At 71.3% G+C, this 25,305-nt stretch carries 23 protein-coding genes and 1 pseudogene; 15 read left to right on the top strand and 9 right to left on the bottom strand.

Translation table 11 applies throughout. From position 1 onward, the window contains the following. Nucleotides 1-434: 434 nt before the first annotated feature. The 4 genes from HNR22_RS20465 to HNR22_RS20450 form a co-directional block, all read right to left on the bottom strand. Entirely contained in the window at nucleotides 435-1,085 is a 651-nt protein-coding gene (locus HNR22_RS20465; RefSeq protein WP_343059895.1) for a dihydrofolate reductase family protein, read from the bottom strand. Between the two features lie 148 nt (nucleotides 1,086-1,233). After that, the gene (locus HNR22_RS20460) at nucleotides 1,234-2,001 is read right to left on the bottom strand and encodes a hypothetical protein (protein WP_179781696.1); all 768 of its coding nucleotides are present in this window, start codon (nucleotides 1,999-2,001) and stop codon (nucleotides 1,234-1,236) included. A 59-nt stretch (nucleotides 2,002-2,060) separates the two neighbouring features. Further along, complete coding sequence (locus HNR22_RS20455) at nucleotides 2,061-2,957, bottom strand: helix-turn-helix domain-containing GNAT family N-acetyltransferase (RefSeq protein WP_179781695.1); 897 nt, start codon at nucleotides 2,955-2,957, stop codon at nucleotides 2,061-2,063. A gap of 10 nt (nucleotides 2,958-2,967) precedes the next feature. Then, entirely contained in the window at nucleotides 2,968-4,131 is a 1,164-nt protein-coding gene (locus HNR22_RS20450; protein ID WP_179781694.1) for a low temperature requirement protein A, read from the bottom strand. A 175-nt stretch (nucleotides 4,132-4,306) separates the two neighbouring features. Here HNR22_RS20450 and HNR22_RS20445 point away from each other — a divergent pair, with 175 nt between their 5' ends. Continuing rightward, nucleotides 4,307-4,771, top strand: coding sequence for a hypothetical protein (locus HNR22_RS20445; RefSeq protein WP_179781693.1), 465 nt, complete (start codon nucleotides 4,307-4,309; stop codon nucleotides 4,769-4,771). Nucleotides 4,772-4,861: 90 nt separating this feature from the next. On the opposite strand, the gene HNR22_RS20440 is transcribed toward HNR22_RS20445, so the two are convergent. Beyond that, a complete protein-coding gene (locus HNR22_RS20440) occupies nucleotides 4,862-7,261 on the bottom strand; it encodes a glycoside hydrolase family 65 protein (protein WP_179781692.1) in 2,400 nt (799 codons plus the stop codon). Between the two features lie 170 nt (nucleotides 7,262-7,431). Between HNR22_RS20440 and HNR22_RS20435 the strand changes: the two genes are divergently transcribed. Beyond that, nucleotides 7,432-8,061 (top strand): phosphatase PAP2 family protein, encoded by a 630-nt coding sequence (locus HNR22_RS20435; RefSeq protein WP_179781691.1) that lies wholly within the window; start codon nucleotides 7,432-7,434, stop codon nucleotides 8,059-8,061. Between the two features lie 5 nt (nucleotides 8,062-8,066). Here HNR22_RS20435 and HNR22_RS20430 read toward each other — a convergent pair whose 3' ends face one another. Beyond that, nucleotides 8,067-8,744, bottom strand: coding sequence for a prepilin peptidase (locus tag HNR22_RS20430; protein WP_179783643.1), 678 nt, complete (start codon nucleotides 8,742-8,744; stop codon nucleotides 8,067-8,069). A 797-nt stretch (nucleotides 8,745-9,541) separates the two neighbouring features. Between HNR22_RS20430 and HNR22_RS20425 the strand changes: the two genes are divergently transcribed. From HNR22_RS20425 to HNR22_RS20380, 10 genes are read left to right on the top strand one after another with little or no spacing between them, the layout of a single operon-like run. Further along, nucleotides 9,542-10,108: a hypothetical protein gene (locus HNR22_RS20425; RefSeq protein ID WP_179781690.1), complete on the top strand. Its 567-nt coding sequence runs from the start codon at nucleotides 9,542-9,544 to the stop codon at nucleotides 10,106-10,108. Next, a complete protein-coding gene (locus HNR22_RS20420; protein ID WP_425488067.1) occupies nucleotides 10,102-11,064 on the top strand; it encodes a hypothetical protein in 963 nt (320 codons plus the stop codon). Before HNR22_RS20425 ends, HNR22_RS20420 begins: the two co-directional genes overlap by 7 nt. Nucleotides 11,065-11,104: 40 nt before the next feature. Beyond that, nucleotides 11,105-11,764 (top strand): SAF domain-containing protein, encoded by a 660-nt coding sequence (locus HNR22_RS20415; RefSeq protein WP_179781689.1) that lies wholly within the window; start codon nucleotides 11,105-11,107, stop codon nucleotides 11,762-11,764. Between the two features lie 2 nt (nucleotides 11,765-11,766). Beyond that, nucleotides 11,767-12,567, top strand: coding sequence for a CpaE/TadZ family protein (locus tag HNR22_RS20410; protein ID WP_179781688.1), 801 nt, complete (start codon nucleotides 11,767-11,769; stop codon nucleotides 12,565-12,567). Next, a complete protein-coding gene (locus HNR22_RS20405; RefSeq protein ID WP_179781687.1) occupies nucleotides 12,557-14,092 on the top strand; it encodes a TadA family conjugal transfer-associated ATPase in 1,536 nt (511 codons plus the stop codon). The genes HNR22_RS20410 and HNR22_RS20405 overlap by 11 nt, the downstream gene beginning before the upstream one ends. A 4-nt stretch (nucleotides 14,093-14,096) precedes the next feature. Then, nucleotides 14,097-14,996 carry a type II secretion system F family protein gene (locus tag HNR22_RS20400; RefSeq protein WP_179781686.1) on the top strand — a complete coding sequence of 300 codons (900 nt, stop codon included), beginning with the start codon at nucleotides 14,097-14,099 and terminating at the stop codon, nucleotides 14,994-14,996. Then, nucleotides 14,996-15,865: a type II secretion system F family protein gene (locus HNR22_RS20395; RefSeq protein WP_179783641.1), complete on the top strand. Its 870-nt coding sequence runs from the start codon at nucleotides 14,996-14,998 to the stop codon at nucleotides 15,863-15,865. The genes HNR22_RS20400 and HNR22_RS20395 overlap by 1 nt, the downstream gene beginning before the upstream one ends. Nucleotides 15,866-15,889: 24 nt before the next feature. Beyond that, nucleotides 15,890-16,093: a hypothetical protein gene (locus HNR22_RS20390; RefSeq protein WP_179781685.1), complete on the top strand. Its 204-nt coding sequence runs from the start codon at nucleotides 15,890-15,892 to the stop codon at nucleotides 16,091-16,093. 5 nt (nucleotides 16,094-16,098) lie between these two features. After that, nucleotides 16,099-16,548 (top strand): TadE/TadG family type IV pilus assembly protein, encoded by a 450-nt coding sequence (locus HNR22_RS20385; protein WP_179781684.1) that lies wholly within the window; start codon nucleotides 16,099-16,101, stop codon nucleotides 16,546-16,548. Continuing rightward, a complete protein-coding gene (locus HNR22_RS20380) occupies nucleotides 16,545-17,069 on the top strand; it encodes a TadE/TadG family type IV pilus assembly protein (protein WP_179781683.1) in 525 nt (174 codons plus the stop codon). Before HNR22_RS20385 ends, HNR22_RS20380 begins: the two co-directional genes overlap by 4 nt. A 23-nt stretch (nucleotides 17,070-17,092) precedes the next feature. On the opposite strand, the gene HNR22_RS20375 is transcribed toward HNR22_RS20380, so the two are convergent. Further along, nucleotides 17,093-17,545 carry an HIT family protein gene (locus HNR22_RS20375; protein WP_179781682.1) on the bottom strand — a complete coding sequence of 151 codons (453 nt, stop codon included), beginning with the start codon at nucleotides 17,543-17,545 and terminating at the stop codon, nucleotides 17,093-17,095. A 12-nt stretch (nucleotides 17,546-17,557) separates the two neighbouring features. Between HNR22_RS20375 and HNR22_RS20370 the strand changes: the two genes are divergently transcribed. Together HNR22_RS20370 and HNR22_RS20365 are read left to right on the top strand one after the other, a co-directional pair. Beyond that, nucleotides 17,558-17,980, top strand: coding sequence for a hypothetical protein (locus tag HNR22_RS20370; protein ID WP_179781681.1), 423 nt, complete (start codon nucleotides 17,558-17,560; stop codon nucleotides 17,978-17,980). A 14-nt stretch (nucleotides 17,981-17,994) separates the two neighbouring features. Next, nucleotides 17,995-19,056, top strand: a pseudogene (locus HNR22_RS20365) (LysM peptidoglycan-binding domain-containing protein); the annotation flags it as partial. Between the two features lie 684 nt (nucleotides 19,057-19,740). Here HNR22_RS20365 and HNR22_RS20360 read toward each other — a convergent pair. Beyond that, nucleotides 19,741-20,595 (bottom strand): Rieske 2Fe-2S domain-containing protein, encoded by an 855-nt coding sequence (locus HNR22_RS20360; protein WP_179781680.1) that lies wholly within the window; start codon nucleotides 20,593-20,595, stop codon nucleotides 19,741-19,743. Between the two features lie 176 nt (nucleotides 20,596-20,771). On the opposite strand from HNR22_RS20360, the gene HNR22_RS20355 reads away from it, so the two are divergent. Next, nucleotides 20,772-21,572, top strand: coding sequence for a crotonase/enoyl-CoA hydratase family protein (locus HNR22_RS20355; protein ID WP_179781679.1), 801 nt, complete (start codon nucleotides 20,772-20,774; stop codon nucleotides 21,570-21,572). 1 nt (nucleotide 21,573) lies between these two features. On the opposite strand, the gene HNR22_RS20350 is transcribed toward HNR22_RS20355, so the two are convergent. Beyond that, complete coding sequence (locus HNR22_RS20350) at nucleotides 21,574-25,272, bottom strand: discoidin domain-containing protein (RefSeq protein WP_218906549.1); 3,699 nt, start codon at nucleotides 25,270-25,272, stop codon at nucleotides 21,574-21,576. Nucleotides 25,273-25,305: the final 33 nt, after the last annotated feature.

Below are 25,305 nucleotides of genomic sequence, written 5' to 3'. Positions count from 1 at the left end.
GCCGGCCCGGGGGTCAGTCGCCGTGACTCGAGAACGCCCATCCTGGTACGCACCGCCCGGTACGTGTCCGGGTCCTCGCGCCAGTCGGCGGGGATGAAGCGGCCGTATCCGGGAGGACCGCGCCGGGTGCCAGGACCTGCTTCGCGGCGGTCTCGTACAACGCCTGCGCCACCTCGGTGAGGTCTTCGGCACCGTCGTCGACGTCGAGGATGTCCAGCAACAGCGCAGCGGCGTCGTCGCCACGGCCCCACTAGGCGACCCTGGCCAGCAGGCGGTCGCCGCGCAGGGCCACCCACATCCACTCCGGTCGGCGGCGCTTGTCGGCGAGGTCGTCGTCGAGCTCGTGGTTGATGGTGTCTACGGCAGGCGGTTGAACAGGGGAATCTCGTCCGGCCCGGTGATGGGACGGATCGTGACGCCGCCGGGGGATGTGCTCATGCCGGCTCGTTCCCGGTCTGTGCGCGCGTGTAGGTGAGGAAGAGAGCGCCACTGTCCAGAACGGTGTGGTCGGTCAGGCGCCAGGTGGTGGGCGCGAAGACGGCGTCGCGGCCGAACAGCGGGATGCCGGCGCCGATGGTCAACGGGGCAAGCTTGATGATCAGCTGGTCGATCTCGGGGTAGAGGGCACCGGCCAGGGCGCCACCGCCGATCACCCAGACGTCCCTGCCGTCCTGGCGCTTCAGCTCTCGTACGGTGGCAACGGGGTCCTCGGCGATGACCTCGACGGCCGGGTCCGGGCTGCCACCCAGCGTGCGGGAGAACACCAGGTGGCGCAGATGCGGGTACGCGTCGGTGACGCCGGCCTTCACGCCCACCTCGTAGGAGTGGCGTCCTTCCAGCACGGTGTCGAACCGGCTGCCCTGGTCGGTGATGCCGAACGCCTGCCGGGCCGGACCGGGCAGGGTCTCCGGATATTCGCCGACGAGGTGGCGCAGGTAGTCGTCCGGGATGGGCCAGAAGCCGTCGGGGCCGGTGGGGTCGGCGCCGTCGGGACCGGCGATGAAACCGTCCAGGGTGGCGGCGATGTAATACACGAGCTTGCGCACGACGATCTCCTCGTTCAGGGTGCCGATGCTGTTCCGCACCGACGTCCTCAGCCTGCCCGGCGGGCCCCCGGGCTACAAGATCACATCTGGCAACGTGCCATAACTCTTCGCTGATGCGTGGATCGGTGACAGTGATGGAACTCCGCCACATCGAGATCTTTCTGACCCTGGCGAGGAAAGGTCTGCGCTAGCCGACGGCCAGCCACACCAGGAAGACAAGCCCGACGAGCAGCCCTGTCGCACCCCACATCCGGTACGACGAAAGTTCGCCCCTCAGCTCGCCGGCCAGCGGAGTCGCGGTGCCGGGAAGTTCCGGGAGAGACGAGGGTCGGAACACCACCGCGCCCACCCGCCCCTCCGACACGGGGACAGAACTGCTGGCCCGTCGCCCCGGAATGCCGCTGCGAAGGGGCAGCCAGGCCACGACCTCGACGGTCCCGGCCGGCACCGCGACGTCGTACGGATCCCACCCGGGCAGCCGGTGCTCGATCCCCTCGACCACGACAACCGGCTTGGTGTCGTCGGCATAGGCGTTCGGGTCAAGCCACCACTGGGGCTTGACCGGGATAATCCGCAGCACGCCCTGCCCGGACGCGACCGGAATCGTGGCAGATACCGCTTCCATCGCCACCAACTCGCGTATCACACCCGGGGTGAGGGCCTTGCTACGTACGAAGAACAGCTTCTCGAACAGATCGGGCCCCAGCACGACAGCGAGAAGGCAGTACGTGAAGAAGAACGCCCCGCCAACTGCGGCAAGACGCCCGAGCATGCCGAACAATCTGCCAACAAGCGGGATGTCGTTGGAGAGGTCGGCCAACACCCAGAAGCCGAGCGTCAACGCTCCAAAAACGCCGACGACGCCCACCATGCCGACGAGGCCGCCGCCGAGGAACCGCCAACGGCTCCCAGCGGCGTCACCTTCCACTCCTGAAACCGTAACGATGGTCGGCAAGGCGGTACGCGACCCACCGACGACTGGCGCCCCCCGTTCACGATGCCGGCAGTTCGCCGTCACCGTCGCAGCTGTTTTTCGAACCAGTGGTGGGCGTAGCGCTCGGTGTTGTACGCCTCGATCTCCCGGTAACCGGCCGCCCGGTACATGGCGATCGCCTCAGTGAGGTTGCGGTTGGTGTCCAGCCGTACGGCCGTCGCGCCACGCTCGGCGGCATACCGTTCCAGCTCGCCCAGCAGCCGCCGCCCGACGCCGAGCCCGCGTACGGCGTCGGCCACCCACACGCGTTTGATCTCGGCGGGCGCGTCGGGGTGGAGTTTGACCGCGCCGCAGCCGATCGGTTCGGTGCTGAGGGTGGCGAGCAGGAGCACGCCGGCGGGCGGGACGAGTGCCTCGTCGTGAAGCGGGTTGCTCAGCGCCGGGTCGAACCCGTCGTCGAAGCGGCGGGCGATGTCCCGGGCGTACGCGCGCAGGCAGGCGCGGGCCCGCGGGTCGCTCGGCGGGCACGCCTCGATGACGACCATCGACCCGACGAGGAGGCGTTCGACCTCGGCCATGGCGGCGACGAGTCGTTCGCGCCGGTGCTCGCTGAGCGGTTCGAGGATCGAGGTGGCGAGGTCGTCCGACCGCTCGTCGAGGTCGACCCATGCCGTACGGCCGGCGTCGGTGAGCGTGGCCGTGCGGACCCGGCCGTCGCCGCCGGCCTGGTCGGCCGGCCCGACGGTGATCAGGCCGTCGTTCTCCAGGGTGCGCAGGAGTCGGCTGAGGTATCCGGAGTCCAGGCCCAGCCGGGCGCGTAGCGCGGCGACCTCGGCGCCGGCGGGGCCGATCTCCCAGAGCAGGCGGGCCTGCCCGAGGGGTCGCCCCTGGGCCATGTACTCGTCATCGAGCGCACCCACCCGTTGGGTGACCGTCCGGTTGAACCGCCGTACGGCGGCGATGAGCGTGGAGTCCATAAGCCTGACTTTAGTCAGAGGTTCGGACGCGGCGGTAGGAGAGGATGCCGGCGTGGTCCAGGACGACCACAATGAGCACCACCACGGTGGCGACCGCGCTGACCGTCAGCAGCGGCAGTCGCAGGACGGCCGTGCCGACGGCCAGCACGAGCAGGGCCACCACCCGCGGCCAGGAGAGCCGTCGGTGGATCGACAGCGAGAAGAGGATCCGCCCGACGAGGAACAGCATCGGACCGCCCAGGATGACGACGGCCGCGGTCATGTCGGCCGCCTCGGTGGGGTGGGCGATGCTCAACTCCGCCCCGACGGCGGTGACCACCAACCCGGCGATCATCACGAGGTGCAGGTATCCGGTGATGACGCCGAGGCGGGACGGGTCGGCGTGCTCGATGGCCGGGCCCAGGCGCTGGCCGGCGGGCGTCACGTAGAGCAGGCCGGTCAGCACGGCGGTGGCGAAGACCAGCAGGAAGGCAGCGGTCTGCGGGAGGTCGAGGTCGGTGCCGGCGTACGACAGACCGGCGACGAGGACGAGTTCGCCCAGCGCAATGATCATGATTTGCTGGTACCGCTCGGCGAAGTGCTCGCCGGCGAGGTGCAACTCCTGCCCACTCGTCCGCCCGAGCCGGGGGGTGGGCCAGCCGATGCGTGGGCCGGTGACGTCGAGGGCGAGGGCGAGCACCCAGAGCGGCACCCGCCACTCCGGCAGGAACCCACCGACCAGCCACGGTACGGCGGAGACACCGAACCAGCAGAGGATCCGCACCGCCCTCTTCTGGCGGGGGTGACCGCGCAGCGCGAACGCGGTCACCGTGCCCCGGGCGATGTGGACCGCGACGTACGCGCCGGCGAAGAGCAGGCCGCGCCCGTCCAACGCCTGCGGGATCGCCACCCCGGCCAGCAGGCTGCCCAGCGCGGCGCCGACCAGCAGCCACCGGACCAACGGGCTCTCCGGGTCGTACCAGTCGGCGAACCAGGTGGTGGTCACCCAGATCCACCAGACCCCGGCCAACAGCAGTGCGGTACGCAGTGCGCCGGCCAGGGTGAGGTCGTGCAGCAGGTGCCCCGCCAGTTGACTGAGGGCGAGCACGAACGCCAGGTCGAAGAAGAGCTCCAGGAACGAGGCGCTCAGCGGGGAGTCACTGCCCCGCAGCAGCCGTTCGGGCCTGCTCGCCATCGGCGCTCCTCCCGGTGGCACGCACGCCCTGCGTCCGTCGTACCACCCGAGGCCGGTCGACGGAGCCGAAAACGTCTGGGCGACGACCCGCTGGCCCTTCGTGTCGTTGATCCGGCAGCGCCCATGGTCGTCGCTGACCACGGTGGGGGCACCGACTCAACGAGGAGGGACGCCGATGACCGCTCAGCGGGAGACCGTGCAGGTCGATCACGACCTGTTCCGCGCCGTGTACGACTCACCCGCATCACTGCCCGGCCGACACCGCTGGACCACCCCGGAGTCGGACGTCCGGCGGCTGGAGAAGCTGCTCGGCATGCCGGCGCGCAGCATCGGCGCCCCGCTCTGGGTCAGCGGCGACGATCCGGACTGCCCGAAGTGCGGCCGACGGGTCACCTGGTACGACATCGTGTCGTCGGCGCTCTCCGGCCTGCACGACAAGACCATGATCGCCACCGTCATCCTCGGCGAGCGCAAGTACGTCAACACCGAGATCCCGGACGCCATCGCCGGCGTGCGCTGCGCCGACTGCCACACCGCGATCGACGGCTTGCGCAGCTTCAAGTGCCACAACTGGGCGTACGCCTTCGAGGAGTTGGAGGCCGTCCGCGAACGGATGGCCGGCGGCCTCCCGCCGACCTGACCGAGCCGTCGGCCCCTCCCGTCGGCCCGGCACCGGGCCGCCGTCACCGGGCCGGCGGTCCGAGCTGATGCGGGAGTCGGTCGAGGCGGCTCAGCCGGCCGAGCGACGGGTGGGACGGCGGCCGGGCGGGGAGGGCGGCTCCGGCCCCGGGTCGGGCACCGGGGGCATCGGCCGGGTGACCGGCTCCGCGCCGGTGACCCGCACCGACTCTCCGTGGTGCCGCAGCTCGACCTCGATGTCGGCGGCGGCGTCGGGCAGTTCGTAGCGGGCCTCGGTGGGGGTCAGCGTGACCCGCAGCCGGTGGCCGCGCCAGCGCAGGCTGAAGGCCAACCGGTCGATCCGACGCGGCAGCCGGGGGTCGAAGGAGAGCACCGCCCGGTCGTCGCGCAGCCCGCCGAAACCCTGCACAAGGGCCAGCCACGCACCGGCCAGCGAGGCCAGGTGCAGCCCGTCGGCGGTCTTGTCCCCCAGATCCGCCAGGTCCTGGAGGACCGACTCGGCGAACAGGTCGTACGCCAGATCCAGGTGCCCGACCTCGGCGGCCAGCACCGCCTGCGGGGCGGCCGACAGCGACGAGTCGCGGACCGTGCGGGCCTCGTAGTAGGCCAGGTTGCGGGCCTTCTCGGCCGCGGTGAACTCACCGGGGCAGAGCTGCATGGCGAGCACCAGATCGGCCTGCTTGACCACCTGCTTGCGGTACAACTCCAGGTACGGGAAGTGCAGCAGCAGTGGGTAGTCGTCCTCGCTCGTGTTCGCGAAGTCCCACTCGGGTTGCTGGGTGAAGCCGGCGGCCTGCTGGTGCACCCCGCGCTCGTGGTCGTACGGGACGAACATGGCGTCGGCGGCGGCCCGCCAGCCGGCCACCTCGTCGTGGTCCACGCCGAGCCGACCGGCCACGTCGGGGTGACGCTCGGCGGCGTCCGCCGCTCCCCGCAGGTTGCGCTTGGCCATCAGGTTGGTGAAGACGTTGTCGTTGACCAGCGCGGCGTACTCGTCCGGGCCGGTCACGCCATGCAGGTGGAAGTCACCCTCGTCCGACCAGTGCCCGAAGCCGTGCCAGAGCCGGGCGGTCTCCGCCAGCAGCTCCAGCCCCGCCTCGGCGAGGAACTGCTGGTCGTCCGTGGCCGCCAGGTAGCGCAGCACCGCGTCGGCGATGTCGGCGTTGACGTGCAGCGCCGCGGTGCCCGCCGGCCAGTAGCCGGATGATTCCCGGCCGCCGATGGTGCGCCACGGGAAGGTGGCGCCGGTCAGCCGCAGTTCGCGGGCCCGTTCCCGAGCCTCCGGAAGGTGGGCGTGCCGCCAGGTCAGCGCCGAGCGGGCCACCGCCGGGGCCAGGTAGGTGAGCACCGGCAGGACGTAGCTCTCGGTGTCCCAGAGGACGTGCCCGTCGTAGCCGTTGCCGGTCAATCCCTTCGCCGAGATGGTCCGGCCCGAGTCCGGGCGGCCGGCCTGGATCAGGTGGAACATCCCGAACCGAACCGCCTGCTGGAGATCCTGGTCGCCGTCGAGCTGCACGTCGGCGACCTGCCAGGCCGCGTCCAGGGCGGCACGCTGGTCGGTGAGCAGAGCGTCGAAGCCGTCCGCGCGGGCCGCGTCCGCCTCGGCGACGACCAGGGCCGCCAGCTCGTCGGCCGGTGTCCCGTCGACCGATGCCCACTCGTACGCGGCGAACTTCGTCAGCCGCAGCCGCTCCCCCGGGTGCAGGCGACCCGTCACGGTCAGCCGGACCCGGTCCGGGGTGCAGTCACCGGCGGTGGTGAGTGTGTCCGGCCCGTCCAGCAGGTGACTGACCGCGACCGCGACGCGCTGACCGCTGCGCTCGGTGCGGTGCACCAGCATCCCCTCGAGGCCGGTCGCGCTGTACGACTCGGCGGTCAGCGGGTCGGTGGGCACCGAGGCGGCCCGGGGGTCGTCGGAACGCTCCGGCACCGTCTCATTGGCCAGCAGGTCCGAGCAGACCCGCAGCTCGACGGGGGCGCCCAGCGGTTCGACCTCGTACCGGACGGCGGCCACCGGGCGACGCGGCAGGGACACCAGCCGGGTGCTGCGGATGCGCACCGCCCGCCCTGCCGGGGAGATCCACTCGGTTTCCCGGCGCAGCACACCGTTGCGCAGGTCGAGCACCCGTTCGTGGCGGCGCAGCGTCCCGGTCCGGATGTCCAGCGGCTCGTCGCCGACCCAGAGCCGGATCAGCGCGGCGTTCGGCGCACTGATGACGGTGTCGCTGGCCTGCGGAAACGCGTACCCCTCCTCGGGGTAGGTCAGCTCCCGGCGCTCGTGCAGGCCGTTGACGTAACTGCCCGGCATCCCGCAGGGTGCGCCCTCGTCGAGCACACCACGCCAACCGACCCACCCGTTACCCAACGCGAAGATCGATTCGGTTTCGCCGAGCCGGTCCAGATCGGCCTCCGTACGCCGAATCTGCCAGGTCTGGTCGTCCACCGTCCCGGTAACGGGCGGCGGTTGGTCGGTGGCCGAACTGGTGTGCACGAAGCCTCCTGTGGATGCCGACGTCCTTGACCAGCCAAGCAGAGCCGGCTGAACGAATCCTGGACGAAGGTCGTGAAGCCGACCTGACCTTCGACGGCTGCCATGCCCTCTGCCGTGTTCCTAGGGTGTCCCCCAGGTGAACAAGGTATGAACGTGAAGTGAGGTGATGCATGGTCCACAACGGCAGCATGGACGTTCCGGAGATCAGCGCTGAGTGGTACGACGATGTCGTCGACGCCGCCGCCCGCAGCCCAGAACCGGTGCAATGGTTCGTCGGACACGCCACCGAGGGGGTGATCCTGCTGCTCGGCGTGCTGCTGCTGATGGCCGCGCTGAGCCGCCGTGGCGGCGGCCCGCACGACCGGGCACTCGCGCTGATCGCGCCGGTGCCGGCCCTCCTGGCGTACGTGGGCAGCGAATGGTTCAAGACTGTGGTGGACGAGGATCGCCCCTGCCGGACGATCGGGCGGGCGATCATCGCGGGCGTCTGCCCACCCCCGGGTGACTGGTCGTTTCCCAGCAACCACGCCACCGTGGCCGGCGCGCTGGCGGTCACCACGCTGCTGCTCTCCCGCCGGCTCGGTCTGATCGCGCTGCCGCTGGCCGCGCTCGGCGCCTTCTCCCGGGTCTTCGTGGGAGTGCACTACCCGCACGACGTGGTCGCGGGCGTGCTGTTCGGCGCCTTGGTCGCCGTGGTGGCAACCCCGCTGCTGGCCCGAGCCACCGCCGAGGTGCTGCGCCGCCGCGCCGACCGCGCCGACAGCCCGGTTCCCAAACTGGCGAGCCGCTCCCGCCCCTGACCCGGTCAGAGTGCCAGTGCGAGGGCACCTACCGTGCCGAGGAGCAGGAACGGGCCGAACGGCAGGTGCGTGCTCCAGCGGGCGCGCCGCGTGGCCAGCAGAGCCAGGCTCACCAGGGCGGACAGCCCGAAGGCGAGCAGCAGCCCGAGGAGCAGCGCCGGCCAGCCGTACCAGCCGAGCAGTGCTCCCACACTCAGCGCCAGCTTGGCGTCGCCCAGCCCGAAGCCGCGACGACCGAGCAGCAGCGTGGTGCTGGCGAAGAACAGCGCCAGTCCTGCGCCGCCGATGACGGCTCTCAGCCAGTGCCCCGGCTCGGCGTCGAGCGCGGCGACGCCGAGCAGGAGCCAGGTCCCGGCTGCCGCCGGCAGGGTGAGCCGGTCCGGCAGCCGGTGCACGGCCAGGTCGACGAAGACCGCCGGGATCGTCCAGCCGAGCCACCAGGCCAGCGCCGGGAGCGCCCCGCCCGAGGGACCGACCAGGGCCAGCAGCACCACAGCGGCGAGCAGGGCCAACTCGACAGTGCCCGGTGGCGGCCCGGCCCGCGCCCGGCAGCGACCGCACCGGGCCGCCGGGCCGAGCGCCGGCCAGGGCCGGGTCAGGCCGAGCGGCGCGCCGCACGCTTCGCAGTCGGTGCGGCTGGGCATGCCCGGGGGTACGGCGTAGCGCAGCGCGGCCATCCGCATCAGTGGACCGATGGCGAGGATCGCGAGCACGGTGGCGAGTCGGGCGCGGGCCCCAGCCGGAACGCGCTGCGCGGTTGGTGAGCGATCCGGAGGGGGCGCTGCCCGGTCAGCGGGGTTCGTCGTGTCGCCGGTCGGTGGGGATGCCGGGCTCCGGTCGGGTGGGTTTTCCCGCCCCGGGACGGCTGCCGGGGGGCCGGTCAGCGCCATGCCACGTCCGTGTCGTCCGGGTGCTCCCCCGCGAAGGTGAACACGGATCGTGATGGAACGATCGCTGTGGTGTAGCGAATGGCGCAGAAAGCGACCTTGCCGCGCGGCCCTCGGACGGTGCTTTCGACCGGCCTCCCAGTGGGCGTCTCGTCGGAGGAGGTGACCCTCCGACGGATCGGCAAGTCCGCTGGGATGCCGGGATGAGGCCGCGATGTCCTACTCCCGGGACCGGCGACGGGACGTACCGGACCCCACCCGTCCCGACGACGCCAGGTCTTCGACGAACCCCTGCTCGGCCACTGCCTCGGGCGCAGTGCGGACACCCGCCACCACCACCTGTCATCACTGAGAGTGTTCACTTGAATTACCTCTGTTGCATCGGCGAACGTCAGCCTATGCTCGCCCCTTGGGTGTGACGCAAGCCTCACCTCGACAACCGGAAGACACAGGACCTTGCATTTGTAGAAGATCCGTAACGGTGAATGCAGAAGCGCAATGAACGACTCCGGATGTGCTGATCCGGGCGCGCTTCCGCATGCCCGGCGGCGGTGGACCGACACCGCGCGGGGCGACCACGAGGAGGCTCGACGGTGCGCGGACGGCAGCTCAGACGAGCGGCAATCTGCCTGCTGGCGGTCGTAGCGGCGGTGCCGGTCACCGCCTGCGCCAGCGGACAGGAGTCGGTCGGACGACCGGCGGCAGCCCGTGAAGACGGACAACCGGCCGATCCCGACGCGGAACGAAGAGCTGCCGAAAAGGCGGCCCTCGACGCGTACTCCGGTTATCTCGCGGCCTCGCGAACGGCGAGTGGGCGCAGTGACCCACGCGCGCCGGAACTCGCCCGGTATCTCGCTGACCCACTTCTCAGTCGGGTCCAATTGTCCATTCGCGACGCTAAGGAGCACGGCGCCATGCGTACCGGGACGGTGAAGTCCGACCCGACCGTGACCGCGGTCAGCCTCGACGCGAAGCCGGCGACCGTGGAGATCCAGGACTGCCTGGACACGACCGGCTACCGACTGGTCTACGCGAAGGACAAGCGCGTGGTCCCGGGCAGCGGGGGCGGCAAGCACCTCTCCACCGCCACCGCGACCCGGTATCCCGACGGCCGCTGGCTGATCAACTACGGCGCGACGCACCGGGATCAGCCGTGCTGACGTGGCAGGAACGCGTCGCTCCGACCCGTACGCGTCGGGCTGGCGCCACCTGGCGGGCGATCGCCGGGATCGGCCTCGCGCTCCTGTTGGTGGCCGGCGCGACCCCACCGGCCGCCGCCGCTGGCCGCGCCGACCCGGGAGCCGGCTGCCCACCCGACCAGCCCGACTGCAGCGTGTGGGACGACGAACCCGGCAACCCGGGTGACCCGGGCGGCGGCGGTGACGACGGTGGAGACGACGGCGGCGGTGGCGGAGGCGGAGGCGTCTGCCGGTGGGACGGGCGGACCATCCCCTGCTACGACGAGTTCAAGGGCTGGTTCAGCAGCAGCGACGGCTGCTACTACAAGCTGGCCTCGCCGCAGAACGAGGCACCCGAGGGCCAGCAGTGGTACGTGCAGACCTGCAACGGCGGCGCCGACGTGGGCAATCGGAACATGGTGCTGCGGGCCGAGCCGCCACCCGGTTACGGCGCGCCGCCCAACCCGGAGGAACTCGCCCGTCGCGCCCTGGCGTCGATCAAGCTGCTGCCGGCACCGCTGAAGGTCGCGCCTCGCAAGGGCATCGGCCCCGGCCTGGTCGGTCTGCCGGTCTGGATGTGGGCGGACCCGGGCGAGAACTACTTCGGCCCGTTGACCGCCAAGGCGACCGACCGGGACGTGACCGTCGAGATCACGGCGAAGGTCGACCGGACCGTCTGGGACATGGGCAACAAGGAGACGGTCACCTGCTACAGCGCGGGCACCGAGTACAAGCGCGACGGCGAGCGTGCGGGCGGCACCTCCCCGACCTGCGGCTACGACAACGGCTACCAGAAGGCCGGCACGTACCGGATCAGCGCCACCACGCACTGGAAGGTGACCTGGCGCGGCGGTGGCCAGACCGGAGAAATCCTGGTGACCCGCCGCAGCGGCATCGTGCAGATCCAGATCAACGAGCTTCAGGTGGTGACCCGGTGAGTCAGCCCAGTGTGCGAGCCCCGCGAACGGAGATGACGCAGTGAGCCTCGCGACGCGCAACGGAACCGGGTCGGTCGACGCGCCGGTCACCCCACCGACGGTGGTCCGGCAGCGCCGGGTCCGCCCGGGGTTGCTCGGTCTCGCCGTACTCCTGATCGCCCTGGGTGGCCTGGGCGCGGCGTTCGCGGTCACCTCGGTCCGGGCCACCGGGAGCTACCTCGCGGTGGCTCGGCCGGTGGAGGTGGGCCGCGAGATCAGCGCCGCTGACCTGGTCAGCGTGCAGGTCGCCGGCGGTCAGGGGTTGCGCCCGGTGCCGGCCGGCCGGCTCGACGAGGTGATCGGCAAACGGGCCGCGGTGGCGCTGGTCCCGGGCACCCTGCTCACGCTGGGGCAGGTCACCGACGACCCGCTGCTCGGCCCCGGCCAACAGCAGATCGCGCTCGGTCTGAAGACCGCCCAGGTGCCGGCCCGCGAACTGCACCCCGGTGACAAGGTCCTGCTGGTCAGCACACCGGACAACAACGCCACCGGGGACGCGGCCACAGCGAGCACCCGGTTCACGGCCACTGTGATCGACATGGTCAGCCCGGCCAACGACGACAAGGTCCTGTACCTGGCGCTGCCCACCCGCGATGTCCCGGCGGTGGTGGCGCTCGCCGCACAGGAACGGCTCGCCGTCGTGCTGACCGAAGCGGCCTGAGCATGGCGATCATCGCGCTGGTGTCCGCGAAGGGTTCGCCCGGCGTCACGACCTCGGCACTGGCCTGCGCGCTGGCCTGGCACCGGCGGCTGGTGCTCGCCGAATGCGATCCGGCCGGCGGCTCCATCCTCGCCGGATACCTCGGCGGTCAGCTGGACGGCCCGCGCGGCATCGGGGAGCTGGCCGTCGGTGAGCTGCGCGACGGCAACCTGGAAACCGCGTTCTGGTCCCAGCTCGTCGACCTGGACGCGCCCCGTCGGGAACGCCTGCTGCTGCCTGGGCTCGTCGACCCGGCCCAGGGCGGCAGCGTCACCCCGCTCTGGCAGCGCTTCGCCGACTACTTCGACGCCCTGGACCGTGGCACCCCCGGCTACGACGTCCTGGTCGACTGCGGCCGGCTGCACGTCAACGGGCCACCGTGGCCGGTGCTGCGGGCCGCGTCGGTGGTGCTGCTGGTGACGGGGGCGCAGCTGCCGGACCTCTCCGGCACGCGGGCGGTGGTCACCGCTCTCCAACGGGACTTCGCCGAGCACCGGGTGCCACCGGGCACCCTGCGGCTGCTGCTGGTCGGCGACGGGCACGGGCGCACCGAGATCAGCCGCGCCCTGAAACTGCCGGTGATCGCACGGCTGCCGCACGACCCGCGTACCGCCGGGGTGCTCGCCCTGGGCGGCACCGTCCGCGCCGGACGGCCGCTGATGCGCGCGGCGGCCGCGCTGGAGGTGCCGATCGGCGCGCTGCTGGAACGGCGGCGGGCCCGGCTGGCGTGGCCTGTGCAGCAGGGGGTGCCGGATGCGGTTTGAGCCGGTCTCCACCGACCCGCGCCAGCAGCCGCCGGGCGTCACCTCCACCGTGCCGCCACTGACCCCGTCGAACGGGCGACACCAGCAGGCCGGGCCGATGCCGCAGTCACCGCCCACGGCCACGGCACCGCCGGAGGCGGCACCCCGGATGGACTTCCAGGTGGTCCGGGAGCTGCGCCGGGAACTCACCGAACGGCTCACCCTGTGGCAGCGCGGCCGGGAGTTCACCGTCGACGAGGAGGACACCGAACGGGCGCGGCTCGCCGTCGGGGTGGTCGCCGCGTACGCCGACTCCGTGCGCCGGGCCGGCACACCGATGGCCGCCGGTGAGGAACGTCTGCTGCTCGACCAGGTGACCGCCGAGTTGGTCGGGCTCGGCCGGCTACAGACCCTGTTGGTCGACGAAACCATCGAGGAGGTGCACATCCTCGGCTGCGACCAGGTGCGCATCACCCGGCACGGCGGCGGGGTGGACTGGGCCGAGCCGATCGCCGACAGCGACGCCGAACTGGTGGAGATCCTCCAGGCGGCGGCCCGCCGGGCGGGCGCGACCGAGCGGTCCCTGTCCACAGTGAAGCCGACCCTCGACCTGCAACTGCCCGACGGCAGCCGGCTGGCAGCCGTGTTCCTGGTCAGCCACCGCCCGTACGCGGTTATCCGCAAGCACAACACACTGGACGTGAGCCTGGACGACGTCGCCGGTTCCCGAGGCGACCTGGACGAGATGATCGACCCGCTCCTGCGCGACTTCCTCCGCGCGGCGATGCGCGCCGGGCTGAACATCATGGTCGCCGGGTTGGCCGGCGCCGGGAAGACCACGATCATCCGGGCGCTGATGAACGAGATCCCGCCGGACGAGCCGTACGTGCTGCTGGAGGAGAGCCGGGAGCTGTTGCCGGCCCGCCGTCGGGAACGGCACCGGGCGGTGATGAGCTTCGAGGCCCGGGAGGGCCATGGTGAGCGCGGCTTCGACGGCCGCCCGGCCGGTGAGGTGACCATCGCCGACCTGATCCCGTTGTCGCTGCGGATGGGTGTGCTGCGGATCATCGTGGGTGAGGTGCGGTCCCGGGAGATCGTTCCGATGCTCCAGGCGCTGACCACCAGCCGGGGCTCGATGTGCACCATCCACGCCCGCACGGCGGCAGGCGTGGGTGAACGGATCGTCGAACTGGCGTTGGCGCACGGCCGCGAGATGACCGTCGACCAGGCCCGCCGCATGGCCGGCAACGCCCTCGACCTGATCGTCTACGTCACCGTCGAGGACGAGACCGCGATCGGCGGGCGTAAACACCGGTTCGTCTCCCACGTGGAGGAGGTGATCGGCGCCGGCGAGGGCGGCCGGATCACCACCACCACGGTCTTCGGCCCTGGCCCGGACGGTCGTGCGGTCCCCCGGCACCTGCCGGAGCGGGTGCGTGACCAGTTGCTGCGGGTGGGTTACGACGTACGGCTGCTGACCCGGTGGATCGAGGCCGGCGCCGGTGCCTGGCGGCGACCCCGGCAGACCCGACTGGCCCGGCGGTGACCTGATGTTGAGCCTGGAGTTGATCGCGGTGGTCTCCGGGGCCGCCTGTGTGGCCGGACTGCTGCTGGCCGTGGTGGCACTGGTCGGCACCCGACGGCCTCGCGGGTCCCGCCCCGGTGGCGGTTCAGGTCTCGATCGACTGTGGCGTGGGCCCGGCGGCACGCCCTCCGAGCAGCGGTCCTACCAGGCACTGCTGCTCGCCGCGTTGGTCGCGGGGGCGTTGGCGTTCCTGCTGACCGGGCTGCCGGTGGTGGGTCTGCTGGTGGCGGTGGCGGTGCCCGGCACCCCGTGGCTGTTCGGGGTGGGTAAGGCCGAACAGCGGGCGATCGCCCGGATCGAGGCGGTCGGAGAGTGGACCCGACGCCTCAAGGACGTGTCCAACACCGGGCAGGGCCTCCAGCAGTCGATCATCGGCACGATCGGCAGCGTGCCACCCGGCGTCGAGGACGAGGTACGACTGCTCGCCGCCCGTCTGCAGGCCGGCTGGGTGGCCCGCTCGGCGCTGCTGGCGTTCGCCGACGAGATCGCCGACCCGGTCTGCGACCAGGTGGTCGCGGCGCTGATCCTGCACCTGTCCGACCGGGGTGAACGACTGGGTGACGTGCTCGGCTCGATCGCCAGCGCGGCGTCCGCCGAGGTCGCCACCCGCCGGGAGATCGAGGCCAAGCGCACCCAGCCCCGGTTCGCGGTCCGCTTCCTCACCGGAATGACCCTGGCGACCCTGGCGTACGGGCTGATCAACACCGAGTACATCAAGCCGTACGGCACCCCGGTCGGCCAGGTGGTGATGGCCGCCCTCGGTGCCGCCTTCATCGCCCTGCTGGCCTGGGTGCGGTCGATGAGCCAGCCGCAGCGGCCGGCCCGGTTCCTACCGGCGCCCGACCCGAGCGAGGTGATCGCGTGATCGTCAACTGGCAGTTGGCCATCGCGGTGTGTGGTGGTGCCGGGGTCGGGCTGGGCGTGTTCCTGGTGGTCCGGGAACTGGTGCCGGCGACCCCGGCGCTCGGGCCGGCGCTGCGTCGACTGCACCAGCCGCCGGGCAGCGGCCTGGTCGCCACTCCCGCCTCCCGCCGGCTGGACTCGCTGACCGGGCTGTCCCGTTGGCTGCGCCCGCCGCATCGGCAGCTCGCCCTGATCGGGCAGACCCCCGAGCAGTACGCCCTGTCGGTGCTGCTCTCCGCGCTGATCGGACTGGCCACGCCGACCCTGCTCGGGGTGGCGCTGCTGGTGCTCGGCGTCTCGTTCCCGATCGTCATACCGGTGCTCGGCAGTCTCGGCCTGGCGCTGCTGGGCGCGTTGCTGGCGCACCGCGCCGTGGTGACCAAGGCCGACGCCGCCCGGGACGAGTTCCGCCAGGCGGTCTGCACCTACCTCGATCTGGTGGCGTTGCAGCTCTCCGCCGCACACGGACCGGTGCAGTCGCTGGAGCGCGCCGCGGCGGTCTGCGACGGCTGGGTCTTCGATCGACTCCAGGAGTCGCTGCGCATCGCCCAGATGCAGATGCACGCCCCCTGGGACGAGTTGCGCGACCTCGCCGACAAGATCGGCATTCCGGAGCTGGGGGACGTCGGCGCGATCATGCGCTCCTCCGGCAGCGAGGGCGCGCAGGTGCACGAGACCCTGCGCAGCCGAGCCGACTCGCTGCGCGACCAGATCCGCACCGACAACCTCGCTCGCGCCGAGGGGATCACCAGCCGACTCGACATTCCGGGCGCACTGCTCGTCTTCGTGCTGCTCGGTTTCGTCGTCTATCCGTTCATCGCCCGTATCTGACCCCACCCCCTGAAGGAGCACGCCATGTCCATCCTCAGCTACCTGCACGTGGTGATGACGACGCGCCTGGCCGAGCTGCGCCGCGACGGCGAGCGCGGCGACAGCCCGGTGCCCACCGCGGTGATCATCTTCGGGCTGGTCTTCGTCGCCATCACTGTCACCGGCCTGGCCCTGAGCAAGGCCAACGACTGGATGACCAGCATCCCGAACCACGTGAACCCCAAGTAGCGGGCATGCGCCGAGCCGCAATGCCGAGGTGGCGCCGGACGGTCACCGCCGTCCGGCGCCACCTGGCGGCCGGCGACCGGGAGCGAGGTGCCAACCCGGTGGAGCTGGCCGTGATGATGCCGCTGATCCTGGTGCTGCTCTTCGCCTCGATCCAGATCGCGGCCGTCTTCCTCGCCCGCTCCACCGCGTTGAACGCCGCGCAGAGCGGCGTCAACGCCCAACGGACGTACCAGGCGAGGGACGGCGTCGGGGTGGACAGCGCCACCCGCTTCCTGAAGGCCGCCGGCGGCTGGCTGGTGGGTTGGGACAAGACCGGCCCGACCTGCGTCGTCATCAACGACGACACGGAGGTGACCTGCACGGTGAGTGGCCGATCCCTGTCGGTGGTGCCGGGCGTGGACTTCGCCGTGCGGCAGACCGCCCACGGGACGGTGGAGAGGGTGACCACACCATGAACCGCACTGCCGAGCGGGGCTCGGTCTCCATCGAGGTGGCGGTGCTCGCGCCCGCGTTCATCGCGCTGATGGTGCTGGCCGGTGTGGTCGGGCGCACCGCGCTGGCTGCGGAGGCCATCGATGCCGCCGCGCACGACGCCGCCCGCGCCGCCTCGATCTCGCGAAGCTCGAGAACCGCCGAGACCGCCGCGCTCGAAGCCGCCCGGCAGCAACTGGACTGGTACGGCCTGGCCTGCACCAACGAGCTGGCACCCTCGTTCAGCGGCACGGTGGCAGGCGAGCCCACCACCTTCGACGTCGCCTTCAGCAGCGCGGTCGGTCAGAACGCCACCGTGACGGTCGAGATCATCTGCGAGGTGTCCTTCAAGGACATCTCGCTCGACATCCTGCCCGGCATGACATCCGGGAAACAGATCAAGTCGAAATTCACCTCGCCGCTGGACCGATACCGCGGCAGGGCCCTCGGGCCCGGGGCGGTGGGCGTGGGTTCCGCGCCGGACGCGAGTGCGGGTGGCGTCTGATGAACGCCGACAGACAGTCGGGCCTATCCGCCGACGCGGTCCAGCTCGGCACTGAGTGCCGCCGCGAGGTCGTCTCGTCGCTGCTCGTCGACGTGCTGCTCCTCCGGTGCGCCCAGGTAGGCGAAGACGCGAGGGCCGCGCCGGTCCGCGGGGAGGTCCGGCATTCGAGGCACGACGTGGAAGTGCACGTGGGCGAAGCCCTCCTTCTCGGCGAACTGCACCACGTAGGTCTTGGCACACCCGGTCACCACGTGCAGCGCCCGGGAGAGCCGGACCTGCCAGGTGCCGAGGCTCGCCGCTTCGGCATCGGTGAGGTCGGCGATCGACGTCACGTGCCGGCGCGGGACGAGTATCAGCCAGCCCGGCAGGGCCGAGTCGAAGGCGTGGGCAACCCGCCAGTGGTCGTCGGCCGCGACGAGCTCACGTGGCGGCAGCGAGCCGAGCCGCTCGTTGTTGTGGCAGGTGAAACAGTCCATCGTCGAACACTAATGCCTTCGCACGGTGAGCACGGCCGGGTGAGCATCTTCCTCGCGGTGACGATGATCGGCGTACTGGCCATCATCGGCCTCACCTACGACGGCGCCGGGCAGTTACGCACCCTGCAAACTGCCGAGAACCTGGCCGCCGAGGCGGCCCGGACCGGCGGTCAGGCCATCGACCGGGCCGTCGCCATCGAGGGCGGGCCGAAGCGGATCAAGGAGTCCGAGGCACGCGTGGCGGTCGACAGGTACCTGGCTGCCGCAGGCGTCTCCGGCCACACCGTGAGCTTCCCCGTGGTCGGCGGCGAGACCCTGATCCGGGTGACCGTCCCGATCACCTATCACCGCACGATGCTCGGGCTGTTCGTTCCCGAGAAGACCGTCACCGTCACCGGCGAGGCGACCGCGCGAGCCATCACCGCAACACCGTAGGAAGGAAGGCAGCCATGCCCGTATCGGGTGGGTCCGTCGTACGACGGACCGGACGGATCCTCACCGGCATCGGCGCCCTGGCCGTGCTGTGCGCTCTGCTGGTCGGCGCGCCGATCGCGCTCCTGGCCTTCGCCGGAAACCCGCTGCCCGATCACCTCCCCACGGTCAGCGAGGTGGGCACCGCGCTGACCAGCCGCGACGACGGCCAACTCTTCCTGCGCGCCCTGGCTGTGGCCGGCTGGTTCGGCTGGGCCACGTTCGCCTTCTCCGTCCTCGTCGAGTTGGGGGCACAGAGCCTGCGCCGACCGGCGCCGAAGTTGCCCGGGATGGGCCGCCAGCAGAAGGCCGCCGCCGCGCTGGTCGGCTCGGTCGCGCTGATCCTCGTCGCCAGCCCGGCCGCCGCCAGCGCCGCTGCGGTCTATGGCGCGCCGGCGTACACCGTCGCACCGGGTGCCAGTGCCCTGGCCGCGCCGGCCCGCGCGGGTGCGACACCCGACACGGCGGCTCCGCTGGCCCGCAGCGGGCCACTCGGGTTGGCCGGGACAGAGCGGGCCGCATTCGGCGGCTCTGCGGCGAACAACGAGGCCGCGCCGGTGTACCGGGTGGCGCGGGGCGACTACCTCGGTGAGGTGGCCGAGCGTTACCTGGACGAGTTCGGCGACTACCGACAGCTCGCCAAGCTGAACAAGCTCGACGACCCGGACCGGATCCGCCCCGGCCAACTGCTCCGGCTCCCCACCGAGGCCGCCGACCAGGGGGCCCGGCAGCACGCCACCGGCCGCCTGGTCGACCGACCCGCGGTGCCCAAACCGCCCGCGCCTCGGCCGGCGCCCGAGCGGGCCGCACCGGAGCGGGTGGACCCGGCACCCCCCAGCGGTACGCAGTCAGCAGGCCAGCCACCCGCCATGACCGTCGGCGCAGCCCGAGCGGGCACGGCCGACCGGGTGAATCGACCGCTGGCGGTCTCCGCCGTCCTGGCCGTGGCGAGCATCGTCGGAGCGCAGATCGGTGCGGTGCTGGGCCTGCGCCGACGCCCGGCGACCGCCGGCGCGACCCCCCGACTGGCCGCCTCCTCGCGCAAGCCCCGAGGCAGCACGTCGCGAAGCGCAAGCGGCACATCGCGAAGCACGAGCAGCGCGGAGCGGGGCGCCAGCAGCACTGGCCGCAGCACAAGTGCCACCCGGCGGACCGCCGGCGGAGCGGGTGGCAGCGGTGCGGCCTGGGCCGCCAGCCGGGCAGCCGCAGCCATCGAGGCTCCGACATCGCCGGCCGGTCGGACCGCGACGAGCGTCAACGGCACCGGCCTGCGCGGCGCCGGCCTCCGCGGCAGCGGGCTGGAGCCTTCTGGCGTGCCGGACCCTTCTGGCGTGCCGGGTCGGGGCGGTGACGACGGTTGGGCTGGTGACGGTGGCGAGGGTGGGCTGTTCACCGGCGGGCACGGTCTGGATTCGGTACCGGACGGGCCACCGGTCGGCCGCCACCGGCGCAGCGGAGCCGGACAGGATCGGGGATAGCCGGACCCTGCACGATCGAGACCCGGCCCGATCGAGACCCGCCCGAGCTGGTGTCTCCGTCGCCCCGGCGACCCTCGCAGCAGGCCCGGAGGCGCGGTATCCGGCGAGCGATATACCTCTGAGTCATATTCATGACTCAGAGGTATAAGCGTTGAGAGCACAACCGCCGCCCGGGCGCGGAGCAGCACCACCGCCGCGACCTCGGCGTCGCGCAGCGCCAGGGCAGGGAAGCCCGGGTACGGCCGATCAGGGCAGGCGGGTCTGGAGTACGCCGTCCTGGATCCGGGTGGGCAGGATCTGCTGGTCGTTGCCGGACGGTCCCTGCACGACCTCGCCGCCGTTGAGCCGGAACGCGCTGCCGTGCCACGGGCAGACCACGCAGGCGTGACCGTCGATCTCCTGCACCTCACCCTCGCCGAGCGGACCGCTCTGGTGCGGGCAGCGCTCCAACATCACGGTCACCTCGTCACCGTGCCGGTAGAGGATCACCGAGATGTCGTCGTCCACCTCTCGGGTGATCAGGGTGCGCTGCGGCAGCGTCGCCATGTCGGCCAACGAGTGCCAGCCGTCGGTCATCCGGTGCAACTCGGAGATGCTCTGGTTGACCTGCGCCCCCTGCTTGTAGGCGAGGTGCCCCCCGATGTAAGCCCCCAGGCTGACGGTGGAGAGCCCGAGGAAACCGAGGGCGCGCCCGACGCCGTGCCGGCCGGACAGCCGTGCGGCCAGTGACCCGGCGTACAGCGTCAAGCCGACGGTGTTGGCGGCGGCGTGCACCAGGCCGACCCGGCGCTGGTCACGGGCGAGTGCCGCCCAGTCGTTCAACCCGGCGATCGCCGCCGGCAACGCGCTGGCGGTGCCCAGGCCGACCAGCACGGTGGCGGGTCGGCGTTGCCCGGGCATCAGGTCCAGTACCGCGGCGCTGATCCACGCGCCGACCGGCACCTGCACCATCGCCGGGTGCAGCGGATGCCCGAGGGTCACCCCGTGCAGCAGGTCCCGCAGCCGCCGCGGACGCAGCGTGCTCAGGACCACTCGCTGCAACCGGTCACCCGTCCGGTCGAGGCTGGATGCCTGCTCAACTTTCGTCAAAAGTGCTCGCACCCGTACCGACTTCCCGGCGAAGGGGGTCGCAAACCGGTCTCGGGCGACAAATTCGTCACTGAGCGCGATCTTGCGGTTGCTGCCCCGGCAAACCGCCCACGCCTGGCCGAACCAGGGCGGCGGCGACAAGATCGACGGGGATTGTGGGTGCGGGACGGTACGGGCATGCTGAGTCGATGGGTGTACGGGTGGAGCGTGCCGGGCCGGTGACGACCGTCGTGCTGGATCGGGTGGCTGCTCGCAACGCCGTCGACGGGCCGACGGCTCGGGCGCTGGCCGACGCCTTCCGGGCCTTCGAGGCCGACCCCGACGCGGCGGTGGCCGTGCTCTGGGGCGCCGGTGGCACGTTCTGCGCCGGCGCCGACCTCAAGGCGATCGGCACGCCGAGCGGCAACCGGGTCGAGCCGGAAGGGGACGGGCCGATGGGCCCGACCCGGATGGCGCTCAGCAAACCGGTGATCGCGGCGATCTCCGGGTACGCGGTGGCGGGCGGCCTGGAGTTGGCGCTCTGGTGCGACCTGCGGGTCGCCGAGTCCGACGCGACGCTCGGGGTGTTCTGTCGCCGCTGGGGAGTGCCGCTGATCGACGGCGGAACGGTCCGGCTGCCCCGGTTGATCGGCGAGAGCCGGGCGATGGACCTGATCCTCACCGGCCGCCCGGTGCCGGCCGACGAGGCGTACGCGATGGGGTTGGTCAATCGGTTGGTGCCACCCGGCCAGGCGCGGGCCGCGGCCGAGGAGTTGGCGGCGGCGATCGCCCGGCACCCGCAGACCTGCCTGCGCAACGACCGGGCGGCGCTGCTGGCCGGTGCGGGGCGAGGAGAGCCGGAGGCGCTGGCGACCGAGTTGGCGTACGGGATGGACTCGCTGGCCACGGACGCGGCGGCCGGCGCGGCCCGGTTCGCGGCGGGCGCCGGCCGGCACGGCACGATGCCGCCGGGAGAGGGGACCCTCCCGGCGGCACCCGGTGCGAGCTGAATCAGTTGCGGTTGATGGTGAAGGTTGACGTGGGGTTCTGGATGTCCACCGCGTTGTTGCTCAGCCGCAGGTTGTTGAAGGTGACGGACCCGACGGCCGGCCCCTGCCCGGCCTCCGGCATCGGGTTGGCCCAGACGGCGAAGCCGGACTTCGCGTCGTAGGCGTCCCCGCTCTTACGGGCCCCGCTGATCGAGATGTTCGTGAAGACCGTGTCGGTGATCGGGTTCTGCGGCTGCCCGCCGACGTAGTTGGTCTGGAACATGATGCCGCTGTAGGTCGGATCGACGATGTCGACGTCGCTGACCCGGATGCCCTGGAACACCTTCGAGGCGGAGAAGACCCAGATCGCCGGGAAGGTCTGCGAGCCCCAGAAGTGCCCACCGGCCCGCACGATCGAGATGTTCTCGAACCGGGTCGGCGGGTTGGCACCGAAGCCGTTCATCGGGTAGCCGAAGTCGAGCGAGCTGATGGTGATGCCCGAGTAGACCAGGGTGTCCGCGATGTAGATGTTGCGGAACGTGTTGCCGTAGCCGCCGTAGACGGCAACACCGGCGGCCCGCCAGGTCAACGTCGACGTCAGGTTCTCGTAGACGTTGTCCCTCATGTCGGCGCCGCCCGCGTCGATCGCCGAGAACAGCGCGAAGCTGTCGTCGCCGGTGGCCCGGGCGTCGTTGTTGCTGACCAGGTTGTTGGTGCTCCCGTTGGTCATGTTGATGCCGTCGGCGAACATGTTGCGGATCCGGGAGTTCTTGATCGTCATGTAGTCGGTGTTCGCGCCCCAGTAGAGGCACACCATGTGCTCGTTCCAGATGTTGTCGATCACGATGTTCGACACGTTGGAGAAGTCGAACACCTTGCCCGGACCGTCGATCCGCGAGGTGTAGTTGCCGAAGTAGGCGAAGTTCTTGAAGGACGAGTTCGCCGCCGAGTTCTCGGCCCGGAAGCCGATGTCGGTGTTGTCCTGCCCCGACGGCGCGTTGAACCGGGTGTACCAGGGGCCGGCGCCGGTCACCTGGACCGCCTTGCCGTACACCTGGAACTTCGACGAGGTGGAGTAGTTACCGGCCGGCAGGTACACCCCGATCAGGTTGCCGGTGGTGTCCATCCGCACCCGGTCCAGGGCGTTCTGCACGTCCTGGTGGGTGAAGCCGGTCGGCGTGGTGTAGCGCGCCGGGTCCGGGTTGGCGATCGGCGCCACCTGCTCCGTGTTGATGAAGTCGATGGCGTACGTGGTGGTGTTGGCCGGGTCCTTCTGGAGGCGGATCTTGCTGCCGGCCGGGACGGTGGAGTTGAGCATGACGTTGGCTTCGTCGTAGATGTGCCGCGGCCCGCCCGCGCTCGGCGAGTTGCCCGGGCTGGTTTCGTTGCCGTAGAGCCAGGCGTACCGGGACGTCAGGTCGATGGCCTTGTGGAACGTGCCGTTGACGTAGACGTTCAGTGTCGAGTTGATCCCACCGCCGCCCGGGGCGTCCGGAATGGAGAAGCGGGTGACCAGCGTGTTGGTGCTGGCCCGGGTGGTGAACTCGACGTAGCTGCCGGTCGAGTTGAGGGTCACCGCCCGCCGGCCGGACGCCTCGCCGGCCAGGTCTCCGACCTCCCGGTTCGGCCCGACGACGCTGGCGCCGCCGCCGACCGCGCCGTCCTCGGCCTCGTACATGTCGTACGGCATGTTGGCGCCGCGACCGACGAAGAGCGGGCGGTCACTGGTGTTGTTGGCCTGCTTGACCGGCAGCTCGTTGCCGTCGGCGGCGAGCACCACCCGGACGGTGTACTTGCCGTTCGCGGCGGTCCAGGTGCCCAGGTTGATCGGGCCGACCGTGGCACCAGCGTTGATCACGCCGGAGTACGAGCCGGTCAGGGTACGGACCACGCTGCCGGACTCGTTGAGCACGGTCAGGGTGATGCCGTGCGCACCGGACGCGGAGGCCTGGTTGCCGGCGTTGCGGATGGACACGGAGAAGGTCACCGTGTTGCCCGCCGACGGGTTGCCCGGCGACCAGGCGACCGCCGAGGCGACCAGGTCGGAGCTGGCGACCGCGGCGACGACCAACGGGCTGGGGTTGGTGTAGCTGTTGTTGGTGTCGTCCTGCTCGACGACTGTGTTCGACTCGTCGACCTTGGCGCTGAGCGGGTAGCTGCCCGAGTCCCGGGTGCCGATGCTGGCGCTGACAGTGGTCGAGGCGCCGGCCGCGAGACCGCCGACCGATGCCGTACCCACCCGGGTGGAGCCCAGGTAGAAGTTCACGTTGGTAGCGCCGGAGGCCGCCGAGCCGGCGTTACGCACTGTCGCGGAGAGCGTGATGGTGCTGGTCTCCACGGGTGCGGACGGGCTGAACGACATGCCGGTCACGGTCAGGTCCGGGTTCGGCGCGGGGGTGCCGAAGACCTGGAACTCGGCCACCTGCCCGGCCGGGGCGCCGGTGTTCGAGGCGATCGAGAGCCGTACGTCGGCAGCGGCACCGGAGACCGGGATGGTCACCGTGTTGCCGCTGCCCGGGCTGAAGGAGTAGTTCGCCGCGCCCACCAGCGTGGTGAAGGACGACGAGCCCTGGTCCCGGCCGAGAACTGTGATGTTCTGCGTACGCGCACCCCACGCCGAGTCCGGGTTCAGCTTCACCACGACCTGGCTGAGGCTGGCGTTCGCGCCGAGCTGCACGGTCAGCGTGCTCGGGTTGCCGTTGCCCTCCCAGTAGGTGGCCACGTTGTTGTCGTTGGCGTTGGTGGCCACGAAGGTGTGCACGTACCCGGAGGCGGTGATCGGCTTGCCGATCGCCAGGTTGGAACCGGTCGGCGGGTTGCCGGTGCCGGTCCGGGTCACGGTGTTGCTGTTCGCCGACTGGTTGCCGGCCGCGTCCTTGGCCCGCACGTAGTAGGAGACCGTGGTGCTGGCCGACTGGCTGTCGGTGTACGTGAGCGTCGAGCCGTTGACGCTGCCGCGCAGCGCGCCGTTGGCGTAGACGTCGTACCCGGTCACCCCGACGTTGTCGGTCGACGCCGACCAGGTGAGCCGGATCTGCCCACTGGCCGGCTCGGTGTACGCCAGGTTGCCGGGGACGCTCGGGGCCTGGGTGTCGGTGTTGCCGGCGGCGCCGTAGACCTCGACCTCGGAGAGCTGGGCGGCCGGCCAACCGGTGTTGCCGGTGACCTGCACGCGTACGTAGCGGGTGCTGGCGGCGGTGAAGCTGACCGTCGCGGTGTTGCCGCTGCTCGGGTTGAACGTGTAGCCGGCGGACGCCTTCAGGGTGGTGAAGGACGAGCCGTTGGTGGAGCCGAGCACCGACAGCGTCTGGGTGCGGGTCTGCCAGTCCGACGCGGGCGGCAGCTTGAGCACCACCCGGTCCACGCTGACCGTGGCGCCCAGGTCAGCCTGGATCCACTGCGGGAAGGCGTTGTTGGCGCTCTCCCAGTAGGTCGAGGCGTTGCCGTCGTTGGCGTTGCTCGCCACGTAGTTCTGGTTGTAGCTGCTGGCGGTCATGGTGGCGGACAGCCCGGCGAGCATGGCGACGCGGGCGGCGGCCGCGACCGGGTCGGCCACCGGTGCCGCACTGGCCGCCGCGGGGGTGACGACCGGTGCGGTGACGAGGAGCATCCCGGCGAGCACGCTGGAGAGCAGCCGCCGGCGGCCGGAGCGGGTGGTGCCGGGGACGGGAGTGGGCGCGCCGGTCGGCGGCGTGCCTCGTCTGGTGCCGTTTCTGGACATGGGGTCGCTACACCTCTTTCGGGGGTGGGTGTG

It is taken from the genome of Micromonospora jinlongensis (assembly GCF_013410645.1).
In the GTDB taxonomy this organism is placed as follows: domain Bacteria; phylum Actinomycetota; class Actinomycetes; order Mycobacteriales; family Micromonosporaceae; genus Micromonospora; species Micromonospora zamorensis.
Note: the sequence above shows the minus strand (reverse complement) of the source record. Positions and strands in the feature narration are given on the sequence as shown.

Bases quoted from the DNA above. Each gene is read 5' to 3' on its own strand.
- HNR22_RS20400 (WP_179781686.1), top strand. From the start codon at position 14,097: ATGTTGAGCCTGGAGTTGATCGCGGTGGTCTCCGGGGCCGCCTGTGTG.
- HNR22_RS20430 (WP_179783643.1), bottom strand. From the start codon at position 8,744: ATGCGGATGGCCGCGCTGCGCTACGCCGTACCCCCGGGCATGCCCAGC.
- HNR22_RS20435 (WP_179781691.1), top strand. From the start codon at position 7,432: ATGGTCCACAACGGCAGCATGGACGTTCCGGAGATCAGCGCTGAGTGG.
- HNR22_RS20375 (WP_179781682.1), bottom strand. From the start codon at position 17,545: ATGGACTGTTTCACCTGCCACAACAACGAGCGGCTCGGCTCGCTGCCG.
- HNR22_RS20445 (WP_179781693.1), top strand. From the start codon at position 4,307: ATGACCGCTCAGCGGGAGACCGTGCAGGTCGATCACGACCTGTTCCGC.
- HNR22_RS20370 (WP_179781681.1), top strand. From the start codon at position 17,558: ATGCCTTCGCACGGTGAGCACGGCCGGGTGAGCATCTTCCTCGCGGTG.
- HNR22_RS20350 (WP_218906549.1), bottom strand. From the start codon at position 25,272: ATGTCCAGAAACGGCACCAGACGAGGCACGCCGCCGACCGGCGCGCCC.
- HNR22_RS20390 (WP_179781685.1), top strand. From the start codon at position 15,890: ATGTCCATCCTCAGCTACCTGCACGTGGTGATGACGACGCGCCTGGCC.
- HNR22_RS20385 (WP_179781684.1), top strand. From the start codon at position 16,099: ATGCGCCGAGCCGCAATGCCGAGGTGGCGCCGGACGGTCACCGCCGTC.
- HNR22_RS20450 (WP_179781694.1), bottom strand. From the start codon at position 4,131: ATGGCGAGCAGGCCCGAACGGCTGCTGCGGGGCAGTGACTCCCCGCTG.
- HNR22_RS20405 (WP_179781687.1), top strand. From the start codon at position 12,557: ATGCGGTTTGAGCCGGTCTCCACCGACCCGCGCCAGCAGCCGCCGGGC.
- HNR22_RS20355 (WP_179781679.1), top strand. From the start codon at position 20,772: ATGGGTGTACGGGTGGAGCGTGCCGGGCCGGTGACGACCGTCGTGCTG.
- HNR22_RS20410 (WP_179781688.1), top strand. From the start codon at position 11,767: ATGGCGATCATCGCGCTGGTGTCCGCGAAGGGTTCGCCCGGCGTCACG.
- HNR22_RS20380 (WP_179781683.1), top strand. From the start codon at position 16,545: ATGAACCGCACTGCCGAGCGGGGCTCGGTCTCCATCGAGGTGGCGGTG.
- HNR22_RS20455 (WP_179781695.1), bottom strand. From the start codon at position 2,957: ATGGACTCCACGCTCATCGCCGCCGTACGGCGGTTCAACCGGACGGTC.